General features: G+C 58.9%; 18 protein-coding genes and 8 pseudogenes. 12 read left to right on the plus strand and 14 right to left on the minus strand.

From position 1 onward, the window contains the following. Nucleotides 1-159 precede the first annotated feature (159 nt). Nucleotides 160-558, plus strand: coding sequence for a hypothetical protein (locus tag J3R84_RS30610; RefSeq protein ID WP_203529894.1), 399 nt, complete (start codon nucleotides 160-162; stop codon nucleotides 556-558). 42 nt (nucleotides 559-600) lie between these two features. Here the strand turns inward: J3R84_RS30610 and J3R84_RS30615 are convergent, their stop codons facing one another. The 3 genes from J3R84_RS30615 to J3R84_RS30625 form a co-directional block, all read right to left on the minus strand. Beyond that, on the minus strand, nucleotides 601-1,092 hold the full coding sequence (locus tag J3R84_RS30615) for a hypothetical protein (protein ID WP_203529895.1): 492 nt from the start codon (nucleotides 1,090-1,092) through the stop codon (nucleotides 601-603). Nucleotides 1,093-1,772: 680 nt separating this feature from the next. Continuing rightward, nucleotides 1,773-2,603: a PhzF family phenazine biosynthesis protein gene (locus J3R84_RS30620; protein ID WP_203529896.1), complete on the minus strand. Its 831-nt coding sequence runs from the start codon at nucleotides 2,601-2,603 to the stop codon at nucleotides 1,773-1,775. 83 nt (nucleotides 2,604-2,686) lie between these two features. Next, on the minus strand, nucleotides 2,687-3,817 hold the full coding sequence (locus J3R84_RS30625) for a trans-sulfuration enzyme family protein (protein ID WP_203529897.1): 1,131 nt from the start codon (nucleotides 3,815-3,817) through the stop codon (nucleotides 2,687-2,689). A 98-nt stretch (nucleotides 3,818-3,915) separates the two neighbouring features. Between J3R84_RS30625 and J3R84_RS30630 the strand changes: the two genes are divergently transcribed. Continuing rightward, a complete protein-coding gene (locus tag J3R84_RS30630; RefSeq protein ID WP_057220401.1) occupies nucleotides 3,916-4,539 on the plus strand; it encodes a helix-turn-helix domain-containing protein in 624 nt (207 codons plus the stop codon). Nucleotides 4,540-4,821: 282 nt separating this feature from the next. Here J3R84_RS30630 and J3R84_RS30635 read toward each other — a convergent pair. Then, nucleotides 4,822-5,422, minus strand: a pseudogene (locus J3R84_RS30635) (acyl-homoserine-lactone synthase). Between the two features lie 324 nt (nucleotides 5,423-5,746). Between J3R84_RS30635 and repA the strand changes: the two are divergent. The 3 genes from repA (at nucleotide 5,747) to repC (J3R84_RS30650) (ending at nucleotide 9,421) form a co-directional block, all read left to right on the plus strand. Continuing rightward, the gene (repA, locus tag J3R84_RS30640; protein ID WP_203529898.1) at nucleotides 5,747-6,970 is read left to right on the plus strand and encodes a plasmid partitioning protein RepA; all 1,224 of its coding nucleotides are present in this window, start codon (nucleotides 5,747-5,749) and stop codon (nucleotides 6,968-6,970) included. Beyond that, complete coding sequence (gene repB, locus J3R84_RS30645) at nucleotides 6,967-7,992, plus strand: plasmid partitioning protein RepB (RefSeq protein WP_203529899.1); 1,026 nt, start codon at nucleotides 6,967-6,969, stop codon at nucleotides 7,990-7,992. Before repA ends, repB begins: the two co-directional genes overlap by 4 nt. A 196-nt stretch (nucleotides 7,993-8,188) precedes the next feature. Next, entirely contained in the window at nucleotides 8,189-9,421 is a 1,233-nt protein-coding gene (gene repC / locus J3R84_RS30650) for a plasmid replication protein RepC (RefSeq protein WP_203529900.1), read from the plus strand. A 164-nt stretch (nucleotides 9,422-9,585) separates the two neighbouring features. Here the strand turns inward: repC (J3R84_RS30650) and J3R84_RS38900 are convergent, their stop codons facing one another. The 6 genes and pseudogenes from J3R84_RS38900 to J3R84_RS30680 form a co-directional block, all read right to left on the minus strand. Next, complete coding sequence (locus J3R84_RS38900; protein ID WP_203529915.1) at nucleotides 9,586-9,729, minus strand: hypothetical protein; 144 nt, start codon at nucleotides 9,727-9,729, stop codon at nucleotides 9,586-9,588. Next, nucleotides 9,726-10,013: an ATP-binding cassette domain-containing protein gene (locus J3R84_RS38905; protein WP_203529916.1), complete on the minus strand. Its 288-nt coding sequence runs from the start codon at nucleotides 10,011-10,013 to the stop codon at nucleotides 9,726-9,728. Before J3R84_RS38905 ends, J3R84_RS38900 begins: the two co-directional genes overlap by 4 nt. 13 nt (nucleotides 10,014-10,026) lie before the next feature. After that, nucleotides 10,027-10,332 (minus strand): annotated as a pseudogene (locus tag J3R84_RS38910) (ATP-binding cassette domain-containing protein); the annotation flags it as partial. Nucleotides 10,333-10,428: 96 nt separating this feature from the next. Next, a pseudogene (locus J3R84_RS30670) lies at nucleotides 10,429-10,929 on the minus strand (ABC transporter permease); the annotation flags it as partial. Nucleotides 10,930-10,994: 65 nt separating this feature from the next. After that, nucleotides 10,995-12,574 (minus strand): annotated as a pseudogene (locus J3R84_RS30675) (ABC transporter substrate-binding protein). 112 nt (nucleotides 12,575-12,686) lie between these two features. After that, on the minus strand, nucleotides 12,687-13,310 hold the full coding sequence (locus J3R84_RS30680; protein WP_225906542.1) for a hypothetical protein: 624 nt from the start codon (nucleotides 13,308-13,310) through the stop codon (nucleotides 12,687-12,689). 164 nt (nucleotides 13,311-13,474) lie between these two features. Here J3R84_RS30680 and J3R84_RS30685 point away from each other — a divergent pair, with 164 nt between their 5' ends. Then, nucleotides 13,475-13,666, plus strand: a complete 192-nt coding sequence (locus tag J3R84_RS30685; protein WP_057224935.1) for a helix-turn-helix transcriptional regulator — start codon at nucleotides 13,475-13,477, stop codon at nucleotides 13,664-13,666. Nucleotides 13,667-13,818: 152 nt separating this feature from the next. Here the strand turns inward: J3R84_RS30685 and J3R84_RS30690 are convergent. The 4 genes and pseudogenes from J3R84_RS30690 to J3R84_RS38915 form a co-directional block, all read right to left on the minus strand. Next, a pseudogene (locus tag J3R84_RS30690) lies at nucleotides 13,819-14,221 on the minus strand (type II toxin-antitoxin system VapC family toxin); the annotation flags it as partial. Next, nucleotides 14,218-14,466 (minus strand): FitA-like ribbon-helix-helix domain-containing protein, encoded by a 249-nt coding sequence (locus tag J3R84_RS30695; RefSeq protein WP_203529901.1) that lies wholly within the window; start codon nucleotides 14,464-14,466, stop codon nucleotides 14,218-14,220. The gene J3R84_RS30695 and the pseudogene J3R84_RS30690, both read right to left, overlap by 4 nt. Before the next feature lie 162 nt (nucleotides 14,467-14,628). Next, on the minus strand, nucleotides 14,629-15,297 hold the full coding sequence (locus J3R84_RS30700; RefSeq protein WP_309239271.1) for a TIGR01458 family HAD-type hydrolase: 669 nt from the start codon (nucleotides 15,295-15,297) through the stop codon (nucleotides 14,629-14,631). Between the two features lie 14 nt (nucleotides 15,298-15,311). Further along, nucleotides 15,312-15,407: pseudogene (locus J3R84_RS38915) on the minus strand (TIGR01458 family HAD-type hydrolase); the annotation flags it as partial. 129 nt (nucleotides 15,408-15,536) lie between these two features. Between J3R84_RS38915 and repC (J3R84_RS30705) the strand changes: the two are divergent. The 6 genes and pseudogenes from repC (J3R84_RS30705) to J3R84_RS30725 all read left to right on the plus strand — a co-directional run. Continuing rightward, nucleotides 15,537-15,743 (plus strand): annotated as a pseudogene (gene repC / locus J3R84_RS30705) (replication initiation protein RepC); the annotation flags it as partial. 231 nt (nucleotides 15,744-15,974) lie between these two features. Continuing rightward, nucleotides 15,975-16,568: a DUF6088 family protein gene (locus J3R84_RS30710; protein ID WP_203529902.1), complete on the plus strand. Its 594-nt coding sequence runs from the start codon at nucleotides 15,975-15,977 to the stop codon at nucleotides 16,566-16,568. After that, nucleotides 16,561-17,043, plus strand: a pseudogene (locus J3R84_RS30715) (nucleotidyl transferase AbiEii/AbiGii toxin family protein); the annotation flags it as partial. The gene J3R84_RS30710 and the pseudogene J3R84_RS30715, both read left to right, overlap by 8 nt. A gap of 58 nt (nucleotides 17,044-17,101) precedes the next feature. Next, entirely contained in the window at nucleotides 17,102-17,287 is a 186-nt protein-coding gene (gene mobC, locus J3R84_RS38920) for a plasmid mobilization relaxosome protein MobC (protein WP_203529903.1), read from the plus strand. Next, nucleotides 17,284-17,487, plus strand: a complete 204-nt coding sequence (locus J3R84_RS30720; protein WP_203529904.1) for a hypothetical protein — start codon at nucleotides 17,284-17,286, stop codon at nucleotides 17,485-17,487. The genes mobC and J3R84_RS30720 overlap by 4 nt, the downstream gene beginning before the upstream one ends. A 12-nt stretch (nucleotides 17,488-17,499) precedes the next feature. Beyond that, complete coding sequence (locus J3R84_RS30725; RefSeq protein WP_203529905.1) at nucleotides 17,500-18,321, plus strand: relaxase/mobilization nuclease domain-containing protein; 822 nt, start codon at nucleotides 17,500-17,502, stop codon at nucleotides 18,319-18,321. Nucleotides 18,322-18,869: the final 548 nt, after the last annotated feature.

Raw genomic sequence — 18,869 nt, forward strand, 5'->3', positions numbered from 1 at the left:
TAGGGCGCTTTGCTTGGGATCTTTGCAGCTTAGACGTTTTCCGCCTGTCGTGCGTTAATGCGTCATGGCTAAAACGCTAAGAAAGAAGCCGCCTCCAGGGCCAACGGCGGATCCCATGCCGGATCGCGCCAGCTCTTTGTGGATCGCGTCAAAGGCCACATGCAGCTGATGAAACTCGCAATCGAGGAGATGGAAAATTTTGCAAAGGAGAAAGTTAACGAAATTCAGTCGGGATCGTCCAGCCAGAGCCTGGCAGGGATGTTGAACACTGAAATAGCAACACTATTGCGCGGAGGAGGAGACATAGGCCCGCGTGAGCCCGAGGAACTGCAGTGGAGAGCAGGATTCTATGTCTTTGGCGCGCGATATTCAGGTGGCCGAGCTGAGTTTCGTGGTGACTGGCAACCCAGCGAGGAAGAGGCGCGGGCTCAGGTCACGCCTGGTGGGACAGAGAAAACGACCGACTGCACGGATTGTGCACGTGCAAGCCGTGCAATTCGCGATTTGTTCCTCGCAATTATCCGCTTTGACGCTGCATGCGCGGCGGTATCCGTTTGATGTGAGCGTCTGTCGCACTTGTCTGCGAAGCCCGGCGCGGCGCTATTCGTCTACGTAGCGGAGTTCGTACCACCACCGAACATTGCTGCAGGTAGGGCAGTCACCGTAAAGAACACTGCCGCCACAGGTGGTGCAAGTGACCAATACTTGCCTCTGCACGCGCCTGCTGGGCTGGGGCGCGCGGCTGGCTTTACGCACTTTTGGTGGGAAGGGTGTGTCGTCAGCCACCTTGGTGATGACCGCTGATACGATGCTTGCGATGAACAAGTATCCAGCAATCCAACCGAGGTCGCCGTCTTTATAAAGGAGGGCGAAAGCGCCGATCGCCATTGCAGCTACACAGGTACCTCCGCTGACCCACCGAAAAAAGGGAAAGCTGAACTTGCGGTGCCAGTAGACCCACACCCACGTGGCGACCAACAAAGCGGTTCCCAGCAAAAATTGGTCGTTTCGAGAGATGGACGTCGTTGTAAGCAGGCTGGCCCACAGCACGGCAATGACGCAAATCGATGTGATAAAGCCTGTCCAACCCACCAGCTTGCCTCCTGAGAGTGAAGCTCAGCATTCTCTAGGTTGAAAACTTTTGCAATTCGCCCGTTGGGACTACCTGTGATCGAAGCTCATATCCAGTTCGATCTCTCCCGCTTTGAGCGGTCGTTGCCCTGGCGCCTTCGGTGCGGCCGGCACGGTATTGCTGGAAACGAACTCGCCTTTGGCCCAAAGGCCAGCCTCGGCGGCGCGCCGGTTAGATCCGTGGATATAGCCGGTTCGATCGAGGAATTCTCTATTGCCGCCTTGTCGAGATTCGGCCGCCCAAACCCATCGAGTTCCGCAAAGTCCTTGGTCCAGAACGGAACTGAAGCCGCATTCAGTGCCAACGCGGCAAGATGCGCCGCCGTATGTGTGACCGAAAGTGGCTTACGTCTGCGCGGTTCAGCCGCGAAGCGTACTTCCTCACTGATATAGGCGCCGAGGTCGCGATCTGACTGAACGATATATGACCACGCCCTGCCATTCGCCCTCCCCCTTCCTGACGGTTTTGGCTTCCTCCCCAATCAAAAGCACGCCGGCGTCAGTATCGACCAAGCCTGTCCAGGCATCTGCAATCTCAACGACTTCCCATCCGCAAAGATGACCTGCCCTAGATCGGCGGGTTGGTCCGCCTTGTCCCGGGAAGGTAACGAAGGTGCCGGTCTTCATCGAAGTATCGAATTTCATGCGTCTGCCTTCTCGATATGCGCGCCAATCGATATGTTGGGCAGAGAAAGCGTGGCTTCCATGAAGGTCACAGCGTTGCCGCGAAGATTAACGCGGTCATTGGTAAGTTCGCAGTCTAGCCATCCGCCGCGTGCCGACGCCTGATAGGCCATGAGCTTGTCGTGGCCCAATCGCGCAACCCAATAGGGCACGAGCGTAGCGTGGATTGACCCCGTAACCGGGTCTTCGGGTATGCCCGCGCCGGGGGCGAAGTAGCGCGACACGAAATCCGCCTTTGCGCCCTCGGCTTTCTGCCCCGTCACAACAAGGCCGACAGGGCCGAGGTTGGCAATGGCTGCAAGGTCGGGAACGAAACCGCGCACGGCATCGGCGCTGCCGAGATCGGCAAAGATGTTCTCGAAATTGCGGAAGATGCGGACGGGCGGTTCAGCGAAAATCCCTGCTATTTCCGGCGGCAGAGTGCCGATGTCCTCGGGCGTCAGACACGGAATGTCGACCCGGTATCCGCCCGGCTCCCTCGATACACGCAGTTCTCCGACCCGGGTGTGGAAGACGAGCTGTGTGTCCGCCTTTGCCTTGGTGAACAGAATATGCGCTGTCGCAAGGGTGGCGTGCCCGCAGAAATCGACCTCATGAGCCGGGGCAAACCAGCGCAGATCCCACGCCCCATCGGGGCGGGCTTTGACGAACGCCGTCTCAGCCAGGTTGTTCTCCTGTGTAATCGCCAGCATCAGTTCATCCGGTAGCCAGTCGTCAAGCACAAGAACGGCCGCGGGGTTCCCCGCGAAGAGGCGGTCGGTGAAAGCGTCGACCTGATACATGCGCATGGCAAATTCCGTACTGCAGATGATTTATCTTTGTTACTATCGGCCTGAATATCAGTCCGGGACGCAATAAGGCATCGGCGGATTCAGCCAAGGCCCTTCAGAGCTTGTATCAGATCGTCGATGATGTCCTGAGGATGCTCCAGCCCGACCGACAGGCGGAGCAGTCCCGCCGGGGCCATTGTTTTCGGGCCTTCGACGGATGCGCGATGCTCGATGAGCGTGTGTGTCCCGCCGAGGCTTGTGGCCCGCGTCACGAGCTTGAGCCGACCGGCGACCACCATTGCGGCCTCGGCCCCACCCCGAATAACGAAGGACAGCATTGCGCCGTAGCCGCTCATTTGCTGCTGCGCGAGCCCATGGCCCGGATCGTCATGCAGGCCAGGAAATAGCACCTTCTCGACATCTGGATGAGCAACCAACGCTTCCGCTATCTTCTGCGCGCCCTGGCAATGTGCCCGCATTCGGATGGGCAAGGTCTGCAAACCCCGCAGAGCCAACCAGCAGTCGAAGGCCGCAGCCACACTTCCCTTGTGTCGCTGGATCATGCGCAACGGTCGCTCCAGGGGCGATCCCTCGGGAACGACGACGACACCCGCCATGAGATCGGAGTGCCCGCCAATATATTTTGTCGCCGAGTGCATGACGGCATCCGCGCCCAGTTCAAGCGGACGCTGAAGCACCGGTGTCGCCCATGTGTTGTCCACTACGGCAAGCGCGCCGCCCTCGTGCGCGATCGCACATGCCGCCTGGATATCGACAATACGGATCAGCGGATTTGACGGAGTTTCGATCCAAACAAGCCCTGTCGGCGCTACCGTGACCGCGACACGCAAGGCATCGAGATCGCGCATATCGACCGGCTTGAATTCAAAACGCTTGCCGATGTCCGTCTCGTCAATGAGCGAGCGGATACCAAAATACATATCGTCCGGAACGATGATACGGCCACCGGTGGCATGCCCCTCGAACACGGCGGTGATCGCCGCCATGCCAGACGAAAAGGCCAGAGCCGCGCTCCCGCCTTCGAGCGAGGCCATCGCAGCCTCGAAGGCGTTGCGCGTCGGGTTCGCATCCCGGATGTATTCAAAGCCGGAGGGAAACGTACCGTCAGCGCCGCGTTGAAAGGTCGTACTCGTGTGCAGGGGGAGCGAAACAGCGCCGGTCGCCGGATCGACGCTGCGGCCGATATGGATTGCCTTTGTCTCGATACGCATCCACGAACCTCCATGTTGGATCTCGACGGCGAAGTTGAAGATTGCGACGCCGGTCATTATAGTGACTGTATAAGGCATGAGGAGTGAAAGTCAATATAATGACCGATATGATGATGGTGGCTGAGACGGAACAACAGCTCGGCTCGGTGCTTGCGAGCCGAATCCAGAATCTCCGGCATGAGCGGACGCTGAGCCTCGACGCACTCGCCAAGCTCACCGGCCTCTCCAAAGGCACCGTGGTGGCACTCGAAAAAGGCAAGGCGAACCCCAGTATCGGCGTCTTGTGTCGGCTGGCTGCGGCCTTTTCACTCTCTGTCTCCGATCTCCTGAGCAATCTGGTAAATGACGCGCCCGATAGTCCGCTTGAGCGCACCACACCAAAGATACTGTGGAGCAGCACCAATGGCAGCCAGGCACAGCTTCAGGTGTCCACGACCGGCCGGACCATGTTCGAGTTGTGGTCGTGGACCATTATGCCGGGCGAGGAGTATCGAGCCGATGCACACAGCCCGGATACACGCGAGCTGATTTCCGTTGCTGAAGGCAGCCTCAGCGTTCGCGTCGGTGCTGAAACCTTGATCCTGAATGCTGGGGAAGGTGCCCGGCTGGTCACGGATCAGGAACACTCCTATGCCGCAGCGGGCAATCGGCCCGCTCGCTTCACCATGGCCGTTCTGGAACGGGGAGGACCGGCCGACGAAACGCCATCCGTGGAGAACTGACGAAATGCCGAATCCGCCGGGCCAACCTGCCGGTCCGCGACGATCCCTTCGCTCGAAAACTGCGGCTTACCTCGTCTCTCTCGACGGTCGCAAAACGGCAATGTTTCGAGATGTAATTCCGCTGTTTCCGGGTGTTGATCAGGCCCCCCCGGGGGGAGCACCCTGTTTCGTATCTCAGACCAGCCTTGACGATAGCCCGCCAGTGCAATGCGTGACCGAAGCGCTCGATGAACAGTTCGGGGCCAAGCGGGATGAGCGCGAAGCGGGATCACGCATTTCTCCTTATGCTATCTGCTGGGGTGGCAGTTTAGAACGGTATCCAGAAGGACGGAGCTTCGACATTGGTGGACAGTATCCCGGCGACCGCCATCGTTTCACTGATGGGCCCGTCCAAGCGATGTAATGGCCATCCAACACGCGCAAGAAGGCGCTCGAAACGAAGATCGGTCACGGTGGCGATTTCGATGTAACATTGGCCACGAACCACTCGATGATGCCTGCGGGTTGCCCCGTGGACGCCCCTCTTCCCTCCGCCGGGGGAGCGTCGACGCAGAAACGCGAGCTCTCGACCATGAAAGGGTGGGCGTCCGACCTCCCGCTTGGCAGAAGCGATGGCCCCAAGCGCGGGTAGAAGTCCAGCGCATCCTGCAACCTCGCCACTCGTCGACAGCGCAAGGATATAGTCAGGTTGAAGTGCGTCGAATGCGTCGGTTTCCCGACCATCGGTGACAGCGACTTCCCAACCTAGTCTGCCCGAGAACACCTTAGCTCGAAGCCTATGATGGGCGTCGAGGAGTTGTTGTTTGGACGTGCCCTGCTCTTCCGAAATCGCCACGACCCGCGTGCCTTTCTGGGCTACGGAAATCGCGGTGGAGATGAGCATGAAATAGAATCGCTGCGCTGTGGTTGGACTATACAGGCTCCAAACAGGTGTTCGGGTCCCAAAGCGGTGCGAAGAGATCTCTGTCGCTCCTCGATGATGACCTTCGCTCGTGCATGATTCACAGTAGAACAATTGGCAGCGTCTTCGCGCTAACAAACGGAAAAGATTAGGGAAAGACCAGAAAGTCCACCTGCAGTCCTGCGCCAGAAGGCCGGTGTCGTTAACCTTTTGTTAACCCTAAACTTCTGGACCGCCTCGGAGAAACATGTCTATCCTTGGCGGGTAACGGCCTTCAAACCGACCGAAGGCCGCCAAGAGGTAAAAATGGCGATAGCAAACCGAGTAGAACCCGTCGTGGGCACCAAGGAAGATGCCGCCGACAAAATCATGCGGCATGCCGGGATTCTGTCCGGGCAATTGCAGCAGCTCAGAACTCGCATGTATCCGCCAAAGTCGGAAAAGGCCCTGCGTTCGTTCCTCACCAATGAAGTGTCGAAACTGACGTCCATACCCGATTCCACCCTCAAGCTCCTGTCCACCGAAGGACGTGGACCGGTGCCCAATCGGCTCGAGAACAATCATCGCGTTTACACGCTGTCCCAGATCAACGAGCTGCGGGAATTGTTCGCCAAGCAGAAGCCGGCGGAGGCCTTGCGGTTCCTCCCACGCCGCCGTGGCGGGGAGCATCTCCAAGTTGTTGCGATTGCCAACTTCAAAGGCGGCAGCGCAAAGACGACGACCTGCGTCCACCTATGTCATTATCTGGCTCTCCACGGCTACCGCGTCCTTGCACTCGACCTGGACCCTCAGGCGTCCCTGTCGGCCATGTTCGGCGCGCAGCCGGAGGTCGATGTGGGGCCAAACGAAACAATTTACGCCGCACTTCGCTATGATGAGGCCGAACGTCGGCCAATCCGCGATATTATCCGCAAGTCATACTTCGATGGCATCGACCTGATCCCGGGAAACCTGGAGGTCATGGAGTATGAGCACGAGACACCCCGCGTTCTGGCAAACAAATCGGGTTCTGGCGCCATCTTCTTCGAGCGATTGAAGCTTGCACTCTCCGAGGTCGAGGCAGATTACGACGTCGTTATTCTGGATACGCCGCCGTCGCTCGGGTTTCTCACGCTGAGCGCGATATACGCCGCGACCAGCATGATCATAACTGTCCATCCAGCCATGCTCGATGTCGCATCAATGAACCAGTTCCTTCTGATGATGGGCGATCTCATCAGCGTTCTGAACGAGAGCGGAGCCCAGCTGGATCAGGATTTCATTCGATACCTGATAACACGGCATGACCCCAATGACGCCCCGCAGTCCCAGGTCGTCGCGATGCTGAGGCACCTGTTCGGCTCCGACGTGCTGTTGCCAACCGCTATTGAGAGTACCGCGGTTGAGGCCGCCGGGCTTGCAAAGCGCTCCCTCTATGAACTCGAGATGGGACAGATTGGTCGCGATACGCAAAAGCGTGCCCGTGAAGCTGTTGACGCAGTAAATGAGGCAATCGTTCGCTTGATCAATGACAGCTGGGGACGGACATGAGCAAATCTCCTCGCAAATCAATCGTCGCCAGTTTTGGGCTGCTATCATCGGAGCTGGAAACCGAATTGGTCGAGCAAAAGCCGGCTACCCCGGTGCCGTCAGGCGGTAATCGTGTCGGAGCCGGTGTCGTCGCCGCGGCGCACCGTGCAATCGACGACATCCGATCAGAACGAGACCGGCTGAGAGCCCTCATTGAGTCGGGTGCAGCCGCTGTTCGGCACTTGGATCCCTCACTCGTTGATCCCTCCCCGTACCCGGACAGACTGACTGATGATAATGGGGCGAACTTCGAGGCATTTAAGCGCTCGATCGAAACCGAGGGACAGAAGGTTCCGGTTCAGGTCCGCAAGCATCCCTCCAGTCCCAATCGCTTTCAGATTGTCTACGGCCATCGACGTTGGCTTGCTGCTCGACAGCTTGGGAGGCCCGTACTGGCCCTCGAAGTCGAAATTTCGGATCTCGACCTTGTCCTCGCACAAGGCATAGAAAATGCGAACCGCCAGGATCTCACCTGGATCGAGCGGGCGTTGTTTGCATCGCGGATGGACCAGGCAGGGATCAAACCGCGCTATATCTACGCTGCTCTGGCGATAGAAGACGCCGAATTGGCGAGAATGCGAAACGTATACAGGGTCGTTCCTGCCGATATCATCGAGGCTATCGGCCGTGCCCCAAAGATCGGACGGCCACGTTGGCTCGAACTTGCCAAGACAGTTAGCGACGTCCCGACAGCCATCGAAACACTCCGGGCTGTGCTGGTGGAGAAATTAGACGCGACTGAAACCTCCGATCAGCGTTTCCAGCGTCTTCTGAACACCGTCAAGCCCGTCCCTCCAAGGAGGGTTGCGCCGGCGATATCGGATAAACGCGGTAGGCGGCTTGCCACCTTGGTGGCGTCTCCAAAAGAGGTCCGAATTGCAGCCGAGGGATCGCTGGGGACTGAGTTTCTGAAGTTTCTACAGGCGGAGTTGCCCAGCCTTGCTGAGCGCTTTGCCAGTGAACATGAACAGGAGCAATCCTGACAGCTGTCAGGGTTTTCGAGACGTAACAGGAAAGGAAGCGCTGCAAAAGAAAAAGGCCCCCTAAACGTTGCCGTCGTGGAAGCCTCTCTCAAAGTGTGACAACTCGAGAATCGCATTTCCCCGAATCCCAGTCAAGAGTCTTGGCACCGTTAATTTGGTGAGCGGATTTCTTTTGCCTCTTGAAAGGTGAAAGAAAATGGAGAGCAGACATGTGACGACGCCCTTTGGGCGGCGGCCGATAACGCTTGCCTTGGTGAGCCGGCAGATAGCGACGAAAGAAATCAGATCCGACAAAACGACAGACAAGTGGAAGGTCTTGCGGGATGCATCCGAGGCGCGGAAATTCCTCGGCGTCCAGGATCGCAGTTTGGCGGTCCTGGAAGCTCTCCTCAGTTTCTATCCCGAGAATGAATTAAGGCAGGGTTGCCAACTTGTCGTTTTTCCGTCGAACGCGCAACTGACCCTCAGAGCCCACGGCATCGCGGGCGCGACGCTTCGTCGGCACTTAGCGCTGCTCGTCGAAGCTGGGCTGATTGTTCGAAGGGACAGTGCCAACGGCAAGCGCTACGCACGCAAAAACAAGAGCGGCTCGGTCGAGAGTGCCTTTGGATTCGATTTATCGCCGCTGCTCATGCGCGCGGAGGAGCTCGCCCAGATGGCGCAGCGGGTTTGCGCGGACAGGATCGCATACCGCAGGGCCAAGGAAGATCTCACGATATGCCGGCGTGACGTCCGCAAGCTCATCTCCGCGGCAATCGGAGAGGGGGCCGACGGCCACTGGCAGAAGCTGGAGGCCGTTTACCTCGAGCTCGTGCGCCGAATCCCACGTGCACCCCTCTTGTCCGATCTTCATGGCCTTCTTGAGGAAATGGAAATGTTGCGTGAAGAAGTCCTCAACGTATTGGATATAAAGCAAAAAGCGGAATTTTTGAGCGCCAATGATGATCACAATGAGCACCACAAACAGAGTTCAAATACCGAATCCCTCTATGAACTTGAACCGGGCTCTGATGTCGAAGAGCGAGCTATGCCTTGCCAAAACAGGGAACCGGCTAACATAGCGCTGAAGGTGTTTCCGTTGGACATGGTGCTGCGGGCATGCCCTGAAATCGTTGCATACGGCCCGAATGGGCGGGTAGCCAGCTGGCGGGATCTGACGTCGGCATCCGTCATCGTCAGGTCGATGCTTGGTGTTACTCCATCGGCTTATCAGGAAGCGTGCGATGCGATCGGACCGCAAAATGCGGCTGTCATGATCGCCTGCATCCTCGAGCGGGCAGGGCACATAAACTCGGCAGGCGGATACATGCGGGCTCTAACTTCGAAATCAAAACGAGGGCAATTTTCGCTGGGGCCGGTTTTGATGTCGTTGTTGAGGACGAAAGGTATTAGCTCTCGGAGCGGTCATGATCACGGAGCGGTACCATGACTTCACAGAAAACCCTGACAGCTGTCAGGGTTTCCAGAGCATGGGATCTCTGACCCGCCAGAGCTGTCGAACCGGCGAGCATTTACTGTCAGCAAGCCAGGGGGCCGGCGCCAGCGGTGTCGAGAACCTGCCCCTGTCGCCAGGGGGCGGTGGGTTGGCCGCTGCTAGTAGACAAATCTCAATGGCGACATCCAGAGACTTTTCGCGGCGGGCCCGAAGTCCTCCACCTGACCATCCTTGAAGATGTAGACGGTGCTGCAGACCTCCTGGACGACCGCCAGATCATGGGAGATGAAGATCATCGTCATGTCCCGCTCGGCGACGCCAGAAGCGCGACGATTTCGGCCTGAACGGACACGTCGAGCGCTGATGTCGGCTCATCCGCAACAATGATCTGAGGTCTAGCCAGCAAGGCCCGGGCGATACAAACGCGCTGCTTTTGTCCGCCGGAGAGCTGATTCGGATTGCGGTTGAGCAAGCTTCGGGCAAGACCCAGCCGATCCATCATGGTCGAAAGGTCGGGTAGCGCTCCCCTGGGGCCTATCCTTGCGCCGAGCCGAATGCTCTCGCCAAGCGTCTCGTCGATGCTCATCCTGGGGTTCAAGGATACGGAGGGATCCTGGAAGATCATCTGCGCGACCAAGCAGGCCGCTGCGGCGGCCGCTCTTCGAGACATCAAACTCGATTCCATCGATGGTAACCGTGCCAGCTTGGGCACTGTTCAAGCTTGCGATGATGCGCCCGATCCTCGTTTTGCCGCTTCCACTCTCGCCGACGATGCCGGTGACAGTGCCGCGCGCAAGCCGAATGTTTATGTCTCGCAATCCAAACGTCGGCGCGTTGGCGTTAAAGCTCCACGCAAACCCTCGTGGAGAGAACTGCTTCGAGACGCCTTTTACCGCAAGAAGCAAGTTCCCGCCGCTTTCCGAAGCAATGTGCTCGTCGGCGCTCCTTTCCCCAGCGGTGGCCGGGATGCGTAGTCTCGGAACGGCGGCAAGCAGCTTTCGCCCGTCGCCCGTGAGGACGCTCCACTCCTGTCCCAGGAAGTTCGAAGTCGAACCCCGGCCACCTGACGGAAACCAGCCGGTCACCACAGCTCCGATAAGGATCAGCATCATGCTGAGCCAGAAGGACGGAACGCTCAGCGCCGACACACTCGCATTCAGCACGGTCCGGTCGAAAACGGTGCCGCTCCGCCGGCCGGCGATCAGGCCGAGCGCCGTTCCAAGGGTGCAGCGATCAGCATCGCGACCCTCGCGAGCTCCAGCGTCGCGGGCAATTTGCTCATCACCAGCTCAAAGGCCGGCAGATGATAGATGTAGGAAGTGCCGAAGTTGCCGCGAACGACATTGTCGATGAAGACGAGATATTGGCACCAGATCGGTTGATCCAGTCCGAGGGCGATCGTCGCCTGGCGAATATCTTCAGGCGTGGCCCGTCTCGATGTTGACGATGTTGAAAACCGGATTGCCGATGCTGTGGATGCCGATGAACCAAATCACCGACATGACGAGGAGAAGGAGGAAGGCCCATGACAGCCTGCCCAATGCAAGGGAGAACAGGCCATGGTTGCTTACTCCGTCGCCGCGAGGGTCTGGATCGCGATCGTCCAGCCACGCGGATGCATCACATAGGAGCCGATCCGCGGGCCATAACCAACGATGTGATGGAAGTGGTAGAGGGGGATGATCGGCTGGTCGCCATCACCAGTTCGGTTACTTCAGCCGCGCCGCGTTTCGCTCCGGCCCCACCTCCGCCTTTGCAAGCATCTGGTCGAAAGTGTCGTTGCGATACTTTCCGAAGTTCAAAGCACCGGTCCCGCTCGTCGGATTCGGCGACGCCAGAAGCGCGTGCAGAATGAAGTCGACCGCCTCGCCGGAGGTGCCGCCGTACCAGACGGCATAGTCGCCGGCCGCCCGTTTCGTGTTGAACACCGAGAAGGGTGCTGCTGCCGGCTGGGCGATCACGCGCCAATTCGGGCCCAGCTTTGTGCGACAGCCTGAAGGCTTTCGGCGTCGCCGGAATAGCGACCGGCGGGTCCGGCGAGGATAAGATTGAAGCCATCAGGGAAGCCGGCCTTGGCCAGAAGCGCCTTTGCCTCGTCGTAGTTCGGCTCCTGCGACTGCAGTTTCGCCGACGTGCCCGGCAGGCCAGTGGGAAACACTTGTGCTGCCGCCGTGCCATAGCCCGCCAGGATCAGAATGCCCCGGTCCACAGCCAGCGCAAGCGCCCGCCGGACCAAGGGGTCCTTGAATGGATTGGGGATCTGCTCGCCCGACTTAGCCGTCACACCGAAAGCACCTCTCGTGCGACATCGAACTGCACGAAGTTGAGGCAGCTCCCACACTCGCAACCTTCGCGTTGCGCTGTTTCACGGAAGCAACATCGCGAGCCGGAATGGCATCGGCTACATCGACTTCACCAGTGCTGAGCGCCGCCACGCACGCGGCGGGATTTTCGATCACCCGAAACGTGACCTTCGCCCAGTCAGGCTTACCGCCCCAGTAGCTGTCGTTTCGCACGAGTTGCAACGTTTCGCCCGAACTCCAGCTCTCGAGCCTGTACGGTCCTGTGCCAACGGGGCTACGACCTGCGTTCAAGTCTTCCCTCGTCTGAAAACCCTCGGAGGGCCGGTTCATCACGAACATGGAGGAGAAAAAGAGGGGTAGGTTGGGAACGGCGCCATTGGTCTCGATGACGACGGTGAGGGGATCCGGTGCCGAGACCGATTTGATGGCGCTCACATAGGAGCGAAAGCCGCCGCTGGGCGGTTTGAGAAAGTCCCGAATGCGCTCGATCGTGTAGACGACAGCGTCAGAAGTAAACGCTGAGCCGTTATGAAAGCGGACGTCGTCGCGGAGCTTGAACTCCCACTGGGTGTCCAGACAGTGGTCGTCAGGACGTCGCAAGACCAGGCTTCAGCTCCAGCTTCTCGTCCTGATAGACGAGCCGCTCGTAGATGTGCGACAGCAGCGAGGTGTTCTCGTTGAGATTGGCGTATTGCGGATCGAGCGTCATCAGCTTTTAGGACGTGGCGATCCGCAGCTCTCCGAGGTCTTGTGCCTGGACCGGCGTCAACGGAGCACTTCCGCGCATGACCGAGATCACAAGTGTCGAAAATAGGCGTCGGCGAAAGAGGCTTCCCAGTTTCATGTGCGGTTCCTTGTTTTGGTTCTTGATAGAGTCGGAACGCCGCGTTGGAGTACTCCCCAACGCGTGGCTTCCAGGGCGAAATGCATGAAAGGCGTGGTCGCGCGGTCTTCTGTCAGACTGACGGCGAACCGGGGATCACACGCGCACTTGGGACATCACTGTTCAGCCCCCCTGAAACATCGACAGGCGCTGGGACGACAACAGCTGAATGCGCCGGTCTCCCGGCCGAGGCGCTATTGATCTTCAGGAGATCGGCGATGACGGAGCGGATTTGTGGCCATGGATCTTCTTGGCTTGTGGGGGATGGTTGCGACCTGGTGACAACGGCTTGGAGCTTGGCCGTTGCACCGGAAACAGATTGCGCCGGAGTATTCCACAAGTCCTCCGCTGCTCGGTCCTCTGCAATAGACGCACGGTCCTCTGCTTCGAGGGCCTCGTCGTAAGCCCGCGAAGCCGCCGTTGGCGCGGATCCGGATGCGTCCCGGATTGCCGAGGCAACCGAGAGGAGTGACGTTTCGAGTCGCTGCTGACGCAACTGTGATTCGTCCAGACGCTGCCACGCAATGCGCCATTGATGCCAAACCGCGAGTACGGGATCGTCATCGAACGGTCCTAAGGTCGGGGTCTTGGTCGCGGAAAGCTCTTGATATGTGGGTAAAGGGGCCGTCGATCCGAGGGAAGGGAAGTCTTCCATCGTGACCGCAGATAAAGTTCTGCTATTGTCGGAATCAGCCATGATCCGAGCTCCCTACAGCTTAGGTTGTGGTCAGGTTGAGCAGGTGTTCCAGCACCTGTTCGACCGATGGGGCCATTCTTCTTACAAAAAGTACGAAGTCAATCAGAAAGTTTGCCTTGAGTAACATAATTCTCTCAATCGAGCAGTGCCGTGGGGCGCGGGCTATGCTGGGTTGGAGCCAGGCAGAACTTGCCAAGGCGGCCAGCGTATCTCGTCAAACCATTGCGGATTTTGAACGCGGAGTGCACGTGCCCATAAGCAATAATCTCACGAGCATTATAGCGGCGTTCGAAAAGGCAGGAATCCTGTTCATCCCCGAAAATGGTGGCGGCGTGGGTGTTCGCTTCAAGAAGTAGTTCAAGTCGAGCAGTGCATAAGTTCCGGGGACTTCATCGCGCGCCGGACCACACTCGAACAAACTATTCGACGGCGGCTGACGAACCCAGGTCCGCTGATCAACTTGCCTGCCGCTTCTGCCACCGTGGTCTCCTTTACCTTCTATAGCCCGCGGATTGATGATTACGACACCGGTAGCTTCGAAGTCGGCGACATTGCGGGTCGCCAGTGCGGCGCCGCGTGAGAGGGTTATGGCGGCAATTGTGCATCGAATTGGCTGGGGCGGCCAGCCTTGCGTCGCGCGATGGCGAGCGTCGCATAGGCGGCAGCTGCGTCGCTGTCGAAGGGTAGAATTCGGCCGGCCAGGTCTTCGCTGAATATCGGCATGATCGCCGCTTCCAGGCTCTGCCGCCTGCGCCCGTCCGGCATCAACCCAATACCATATCGGATTTCAGCTTCGGTAACGGCAGTCGTGAAAACAGAAGTCGGCGGTTGGTCACCTAACCAAGCTTCAACAGCAGGCGAGGGCACGGGGGCCAGGAGCTCGACAAAACATTGGTGTCAAGAATAATCACGCGCCAAAATCCGGAGCGTCACGAATCGGGTCGCGTGCAGGTACCTTGAGCTCTACGCCCCCGAGGGGTTCGATACGGGCGCGAATGGCACGCGCCAGATTGGTTGGCCGCTGGCCGGCGGTGGATAGCGCAGCGCGAAGAATGTCGCGTGCTTCGTCTTCCATCGATCGACCATGCGAGGCGGCGCGCACCCTCAGACGCTGTTTAAGCGCATCGTCGAGATTTCGGATCGTCATGCTGGCCATTGGCACCTCTGGTAGCTAAGCGGCACTCCCGGATGCTCTCGGCGCAGACAGAGCGCACCAGCGACCGCGGAGTTGGAATCTTTTCAGTTAGATGCTGGAAAACAGTAGCCACAACCCCAAGCTCTGATGTCCGCTGTCCGGCAGCGCGCCCGCTTATTTCACTCACCCCGCTTCTCTGCGCTTTGCGAGAATCCAATCGACCGCGGCGGAAATATCGCGCAGTGTCGCCGTCGGTGCAGGCTCGAAACGGCCTTCGTCGCCGTGGCGATACTTTCCGGTGCGCACCAGCAGCGCATGGGCAAAACTGATCCTCAAGGCCCCAGCGACGTCCGTTTCCGCATCGTCGCCAATCATCACGGCCTCTCCTTCCGTGCAGTTGATCGTGGCGAGTGCCGAGGGGAAGAATGCCGGAGCCGGCTTCCCAAGGACAATGGCGTCTCTTTGGCTTGCGAATTCCAGTGCAGCGACGAACGCTCCCGCGTCAAGGCTGAGTTTTCCGTCGGAATCCCTGAACGTCCGATTGGCTGCGAGAGCGAGCAATTCGGCTCCGTCGACCAACTCTCGAAATGCCGCATTCAGCGCTTCGTAGTCGAATGCGTCTCCCGCGTCGCCAACAACGATCGCCCTCCCGCGACTGCCTTCCAGGCCTTGGAATTCCTGAATTAGATCGGGGTGTACCAGAAGATGTGGTGATCGCTCGTGCTTGCGAAGCCAATTGCGCGCCGCCTGCGCCGGAGTGAAGAGTTCGTCGCTCGTAACCGAAAAACCAAGCCTGGCGAGCCGGCGAGTACGGTTTGCTTGTTTGAGCGGGTGGTGTTGCTTACAAAGCAAACGAGGAGACCGGCCTCGTGCAGGCGCGCCACTGCTTCAGTCGCGCCAGGCACGGCATCTTCGCCATCATAGATGACGCCGGCGAGATCCAAGAGCACACCTTTGATCATCACATCACACACGGAGAGACAATGGGTCAAGCTCTTCCGACATAGCTGGTTGCAATCTCCCGGAGGATCGGATGCGGGATCCAATCGACCATGATCATCCCGAATCGGTTACTATCGATACGGTGACCCTACCAGGACGCCTGCGAGGCCATGGGGCCGGAAAATGCGGCTGCGACAATGGCCGCCTGCATTCTCGAAAGGGCAGGGCACATCAATTCCGCCGGCGGATGTCTGCGCAATCTGACCGACATAGCGAGGCGAGGGGAGTTTTCGCTCGGGCCGGTGTTGATGGCGCTGATGCGTGCAAGCGTCGTTCCTGGTCGCAGGGTATCCTAAAGTTCCTTGATATGCATTGATGCTGGCTTTCGAGCGTCTCCTGCTCGAGCTTTGATTGCAAGATGGAATCCTTTTGCTCAAGGCTCTCCTTGTAGATGTAATCCGCATCCTGCCAGAACTGGCAAATCGCGACACCGAAGCCTGTCAGCATTTCAACGCAATCGATGGGGTGGACGCTTCGCCGTTTGCAAACTGTCAGAAAACTGCATATATTTCTGACAGGAGACAAACATGCAACGGTTGAGCGAACAGATTTTGGCATATGCGGAGGGAATGCCCGAGGGCACGCCCGTGTCTGCGAAGAGCTTGCTCCACCTCGGCAATCGAGCTGCGGTGGACCAAGCGCTGTCGCGTCTGGCGGAGCGTGGTCAGCTGATCCGCGTTGGTCGCGGCGTCTATCTGCGCCCTGTGACGAGCCGGTCTGGCACGCGGTCGCCTTCGGTGGAGCAGGCAGTCGAGGCGCTCGCCAGCCAGCGAGGCGAAGTCATCGTATCCAGCGGTGCTGCAGCCGCCAACAGCCTTGGCCTCACGACGCAGGTTCCGGTTCGCTCGGTCTATTTGACCTCGGGCCGCACGCGGAAAATGAACTTTGGCAAGCAGGTGGTCGAGTTGCGGCATGCACCGCGCTGGCAACTCGCCATGGCCCATCGGCCCGCTGGCGAGGCCGTTCGCGCGCTGGCCTGGCTTGGTCCTGAGAACGCGGAGGTGGCGCTGAAGGCGTTGAAACGCAACCTGCCGCAGACCGCCTTCAACGAGCTGGTGGCGGCGGCGCCGCAGCTTCCGACCTGGCTCGCGCGGAGTGTGGGAAAGGCTGCGCATGGCTGAAGCATTCCTCCGCCTTCCAGCCGCGGAGCGCCGCGAAGTTCTGGCAATTGCAGCTGATCGGTCAGGCCGGCCGGCGCACCTCCTCGAAAAGGATGCCTGGGTCGTCTGGGCGCTGTCCACCCTTTATGGCTCGCATTTGGGTGAGCACCTCGTGTTCAAGGGCGGCACATCGCTTTCGAAAGCCTATGGAGTCATCCATCGATTTTCCGAAGACGTCGATCTCACCTATGATATCCGCGCGCTTGCCCCTGACCTGGTTGGCGAAGCAGGCGAGGCATTACCGAAGACCCGTAGTGAGGAAAAGCGCTGGTCCAGCGAAGTCCGCAAGCGACTTCCAGTGTGGATAGCGGGTACGGTGCAGCCAGTCGTTGCCGAAGCCGTTGGCAGCGAGTCGCTCGTGGCCGCGATCCGCATCGAAGACGATAAGCTTTTCATCGATTACGAGGCAACGACGACCGGCTCCGGCTATGTGGCTTTCATTATCGGAGATGATCCGTCGTGCAGCCCTCGGCATCCGCATGCCGTCCAGGACCATGGACCGCACCGACGTCATACTTCTCGCTCAGGCTCTCGGCAATCTCGGACGCATCGGCGGTAACCTCAATCAGCTTGCGCGACGTGCCAATGCTGGCAAGCTACTCGGACATGATGCCGAACTTGCCCAGACACTTGTCGGGATCGACGCATTGCGGGATCGCCTTCGTGAGATCATCGCATGAAAATTCAGACGACGCGGATTTCCCGAACGGGCGGTGTTCGCTACATCGCCCGGCATCTTCTCGATAAGGTGGTCGAAAACGAGGCTATCGAAGTCTTAGCAGGCGACCGGTATGCGCTGTTCGACGCCCAGGCGTTCGCTAGCGTGAAAGGATACCGTACAGCGTTCGCCACTTCTTGTTGTCACCAGAACGCGAGATGACACCCGCCTCAGTTGAGCGAGTTCCTGCAATCTGTCGATGCTGAATTTCGGATCGGTGCCGACCGCCCGCGTCTTGTCGTGCGTCATGTGAAAAAGGGGAGATCGCATTTCCACCTCGCCATCGCCGAGGTCGATCCGACGACGCTGCTCGTGTTGGATTGCAGGAACGATTTCGCCAGGCTTGAAGGCCTCGCTCGTCGTTACGAGCAGAGCCACGACGAAACCGTCCAGCCAACCCACACCAAACGTTGCCAGCGCAAGGTCGAAGGATTTTCCGATGTTGCCCGCAAACGCGCCGAGCGGACGACTCCGAAGTTTGATCGAACAAAACTGAAACAGGCATTCGCCGCAAGCGGCAAAGCCTTTGCCCGCGAAATTGCCCGCCAGGGTCTTCGGATCGAAGACGGCGACAAGGGACCGATCCTTGTCACCGCAGCTGGAACGTTCGTTGCCGCGGCAAATCGTTCTGTCGGAGTCCGCCGCGACGATTTCTCAAAATTCCTGGAGGACTACACTCATGACGGAAATTATTTCCGCATCAATGCGCACCCTGACGTCGGTCGAACGGAACACCGAGATGCTCCTCCCGCTCCTGGCGCTCCTGGATATGCCGGACAGCCCGGATCGCATAGCGCAGCTCCTGGACCTTCTGAAGCTCATTCTCGACGCCCAACATCAGCAGGCCGAGGCACTGAAGATCGTCGGAGAGCGGCTCGATCGTCTGTCACGCCGATAGCTCGACGTCTTCGACGGGAGCAGTTGTTCCTGCGTCGGCTTGGAAAACTTGACCTGGATGACCTCCTCAGACGCCCCCGGAAATGGCGGCATGGATGATGTCGATTTTCGAGCCACCGGCGCAGGCGGTTGACCCGGAGAATTAAGGAACTCAAGCAAGAACAGAAAATGATCGGGCCGGCTGAGGTAACGACGCCCGCGCCTGCGACCTATGATTTCCAGAGGAGGATGGGACCATGACAGACCCCAAGCACAAACGAAAAAGACGAAATTGCTATGATAGGCTGCGGGCTCGGTATCTCACAGGAAAGCGTGCCCGTCGCGTCGATCCGGCCGAGTCGGCATCCATGCAGTTGCTGGCCATCTTCACAATGATCGTTGGACGTCTGCCTTCGCCGACAACGGTACCCGCCAAAGTCCCATACTCTCCGCCCCCGCTCTCCCCGCAGCGGCACAGCGCATCGATATGGCGCGGCGATTGGGGGTTCCCACAAGGTATATGGATTTGGCCCTGTCGCAAGGGAATGTACCTTATTCGGTCTTGTTTGATCACATCCGCCGGGGCGGGGTGTTGAGGCGTGACGCCATGATCGAGCTACGCAAGCGCGTACCAGAGGAATCGCTCGATTGGCTGGACTACATACAAA

It is taken from the genome of Ensifer canadensis (assembly GCF_017488845.2).
In the GTDB taxonomy this organism is placed as follows: Bacteria; Pseudomonadota; Alphaproteobacteria; order Rhizobiales; family Rhizobiaceae; genus Ensifer; species Ensifer canadensis.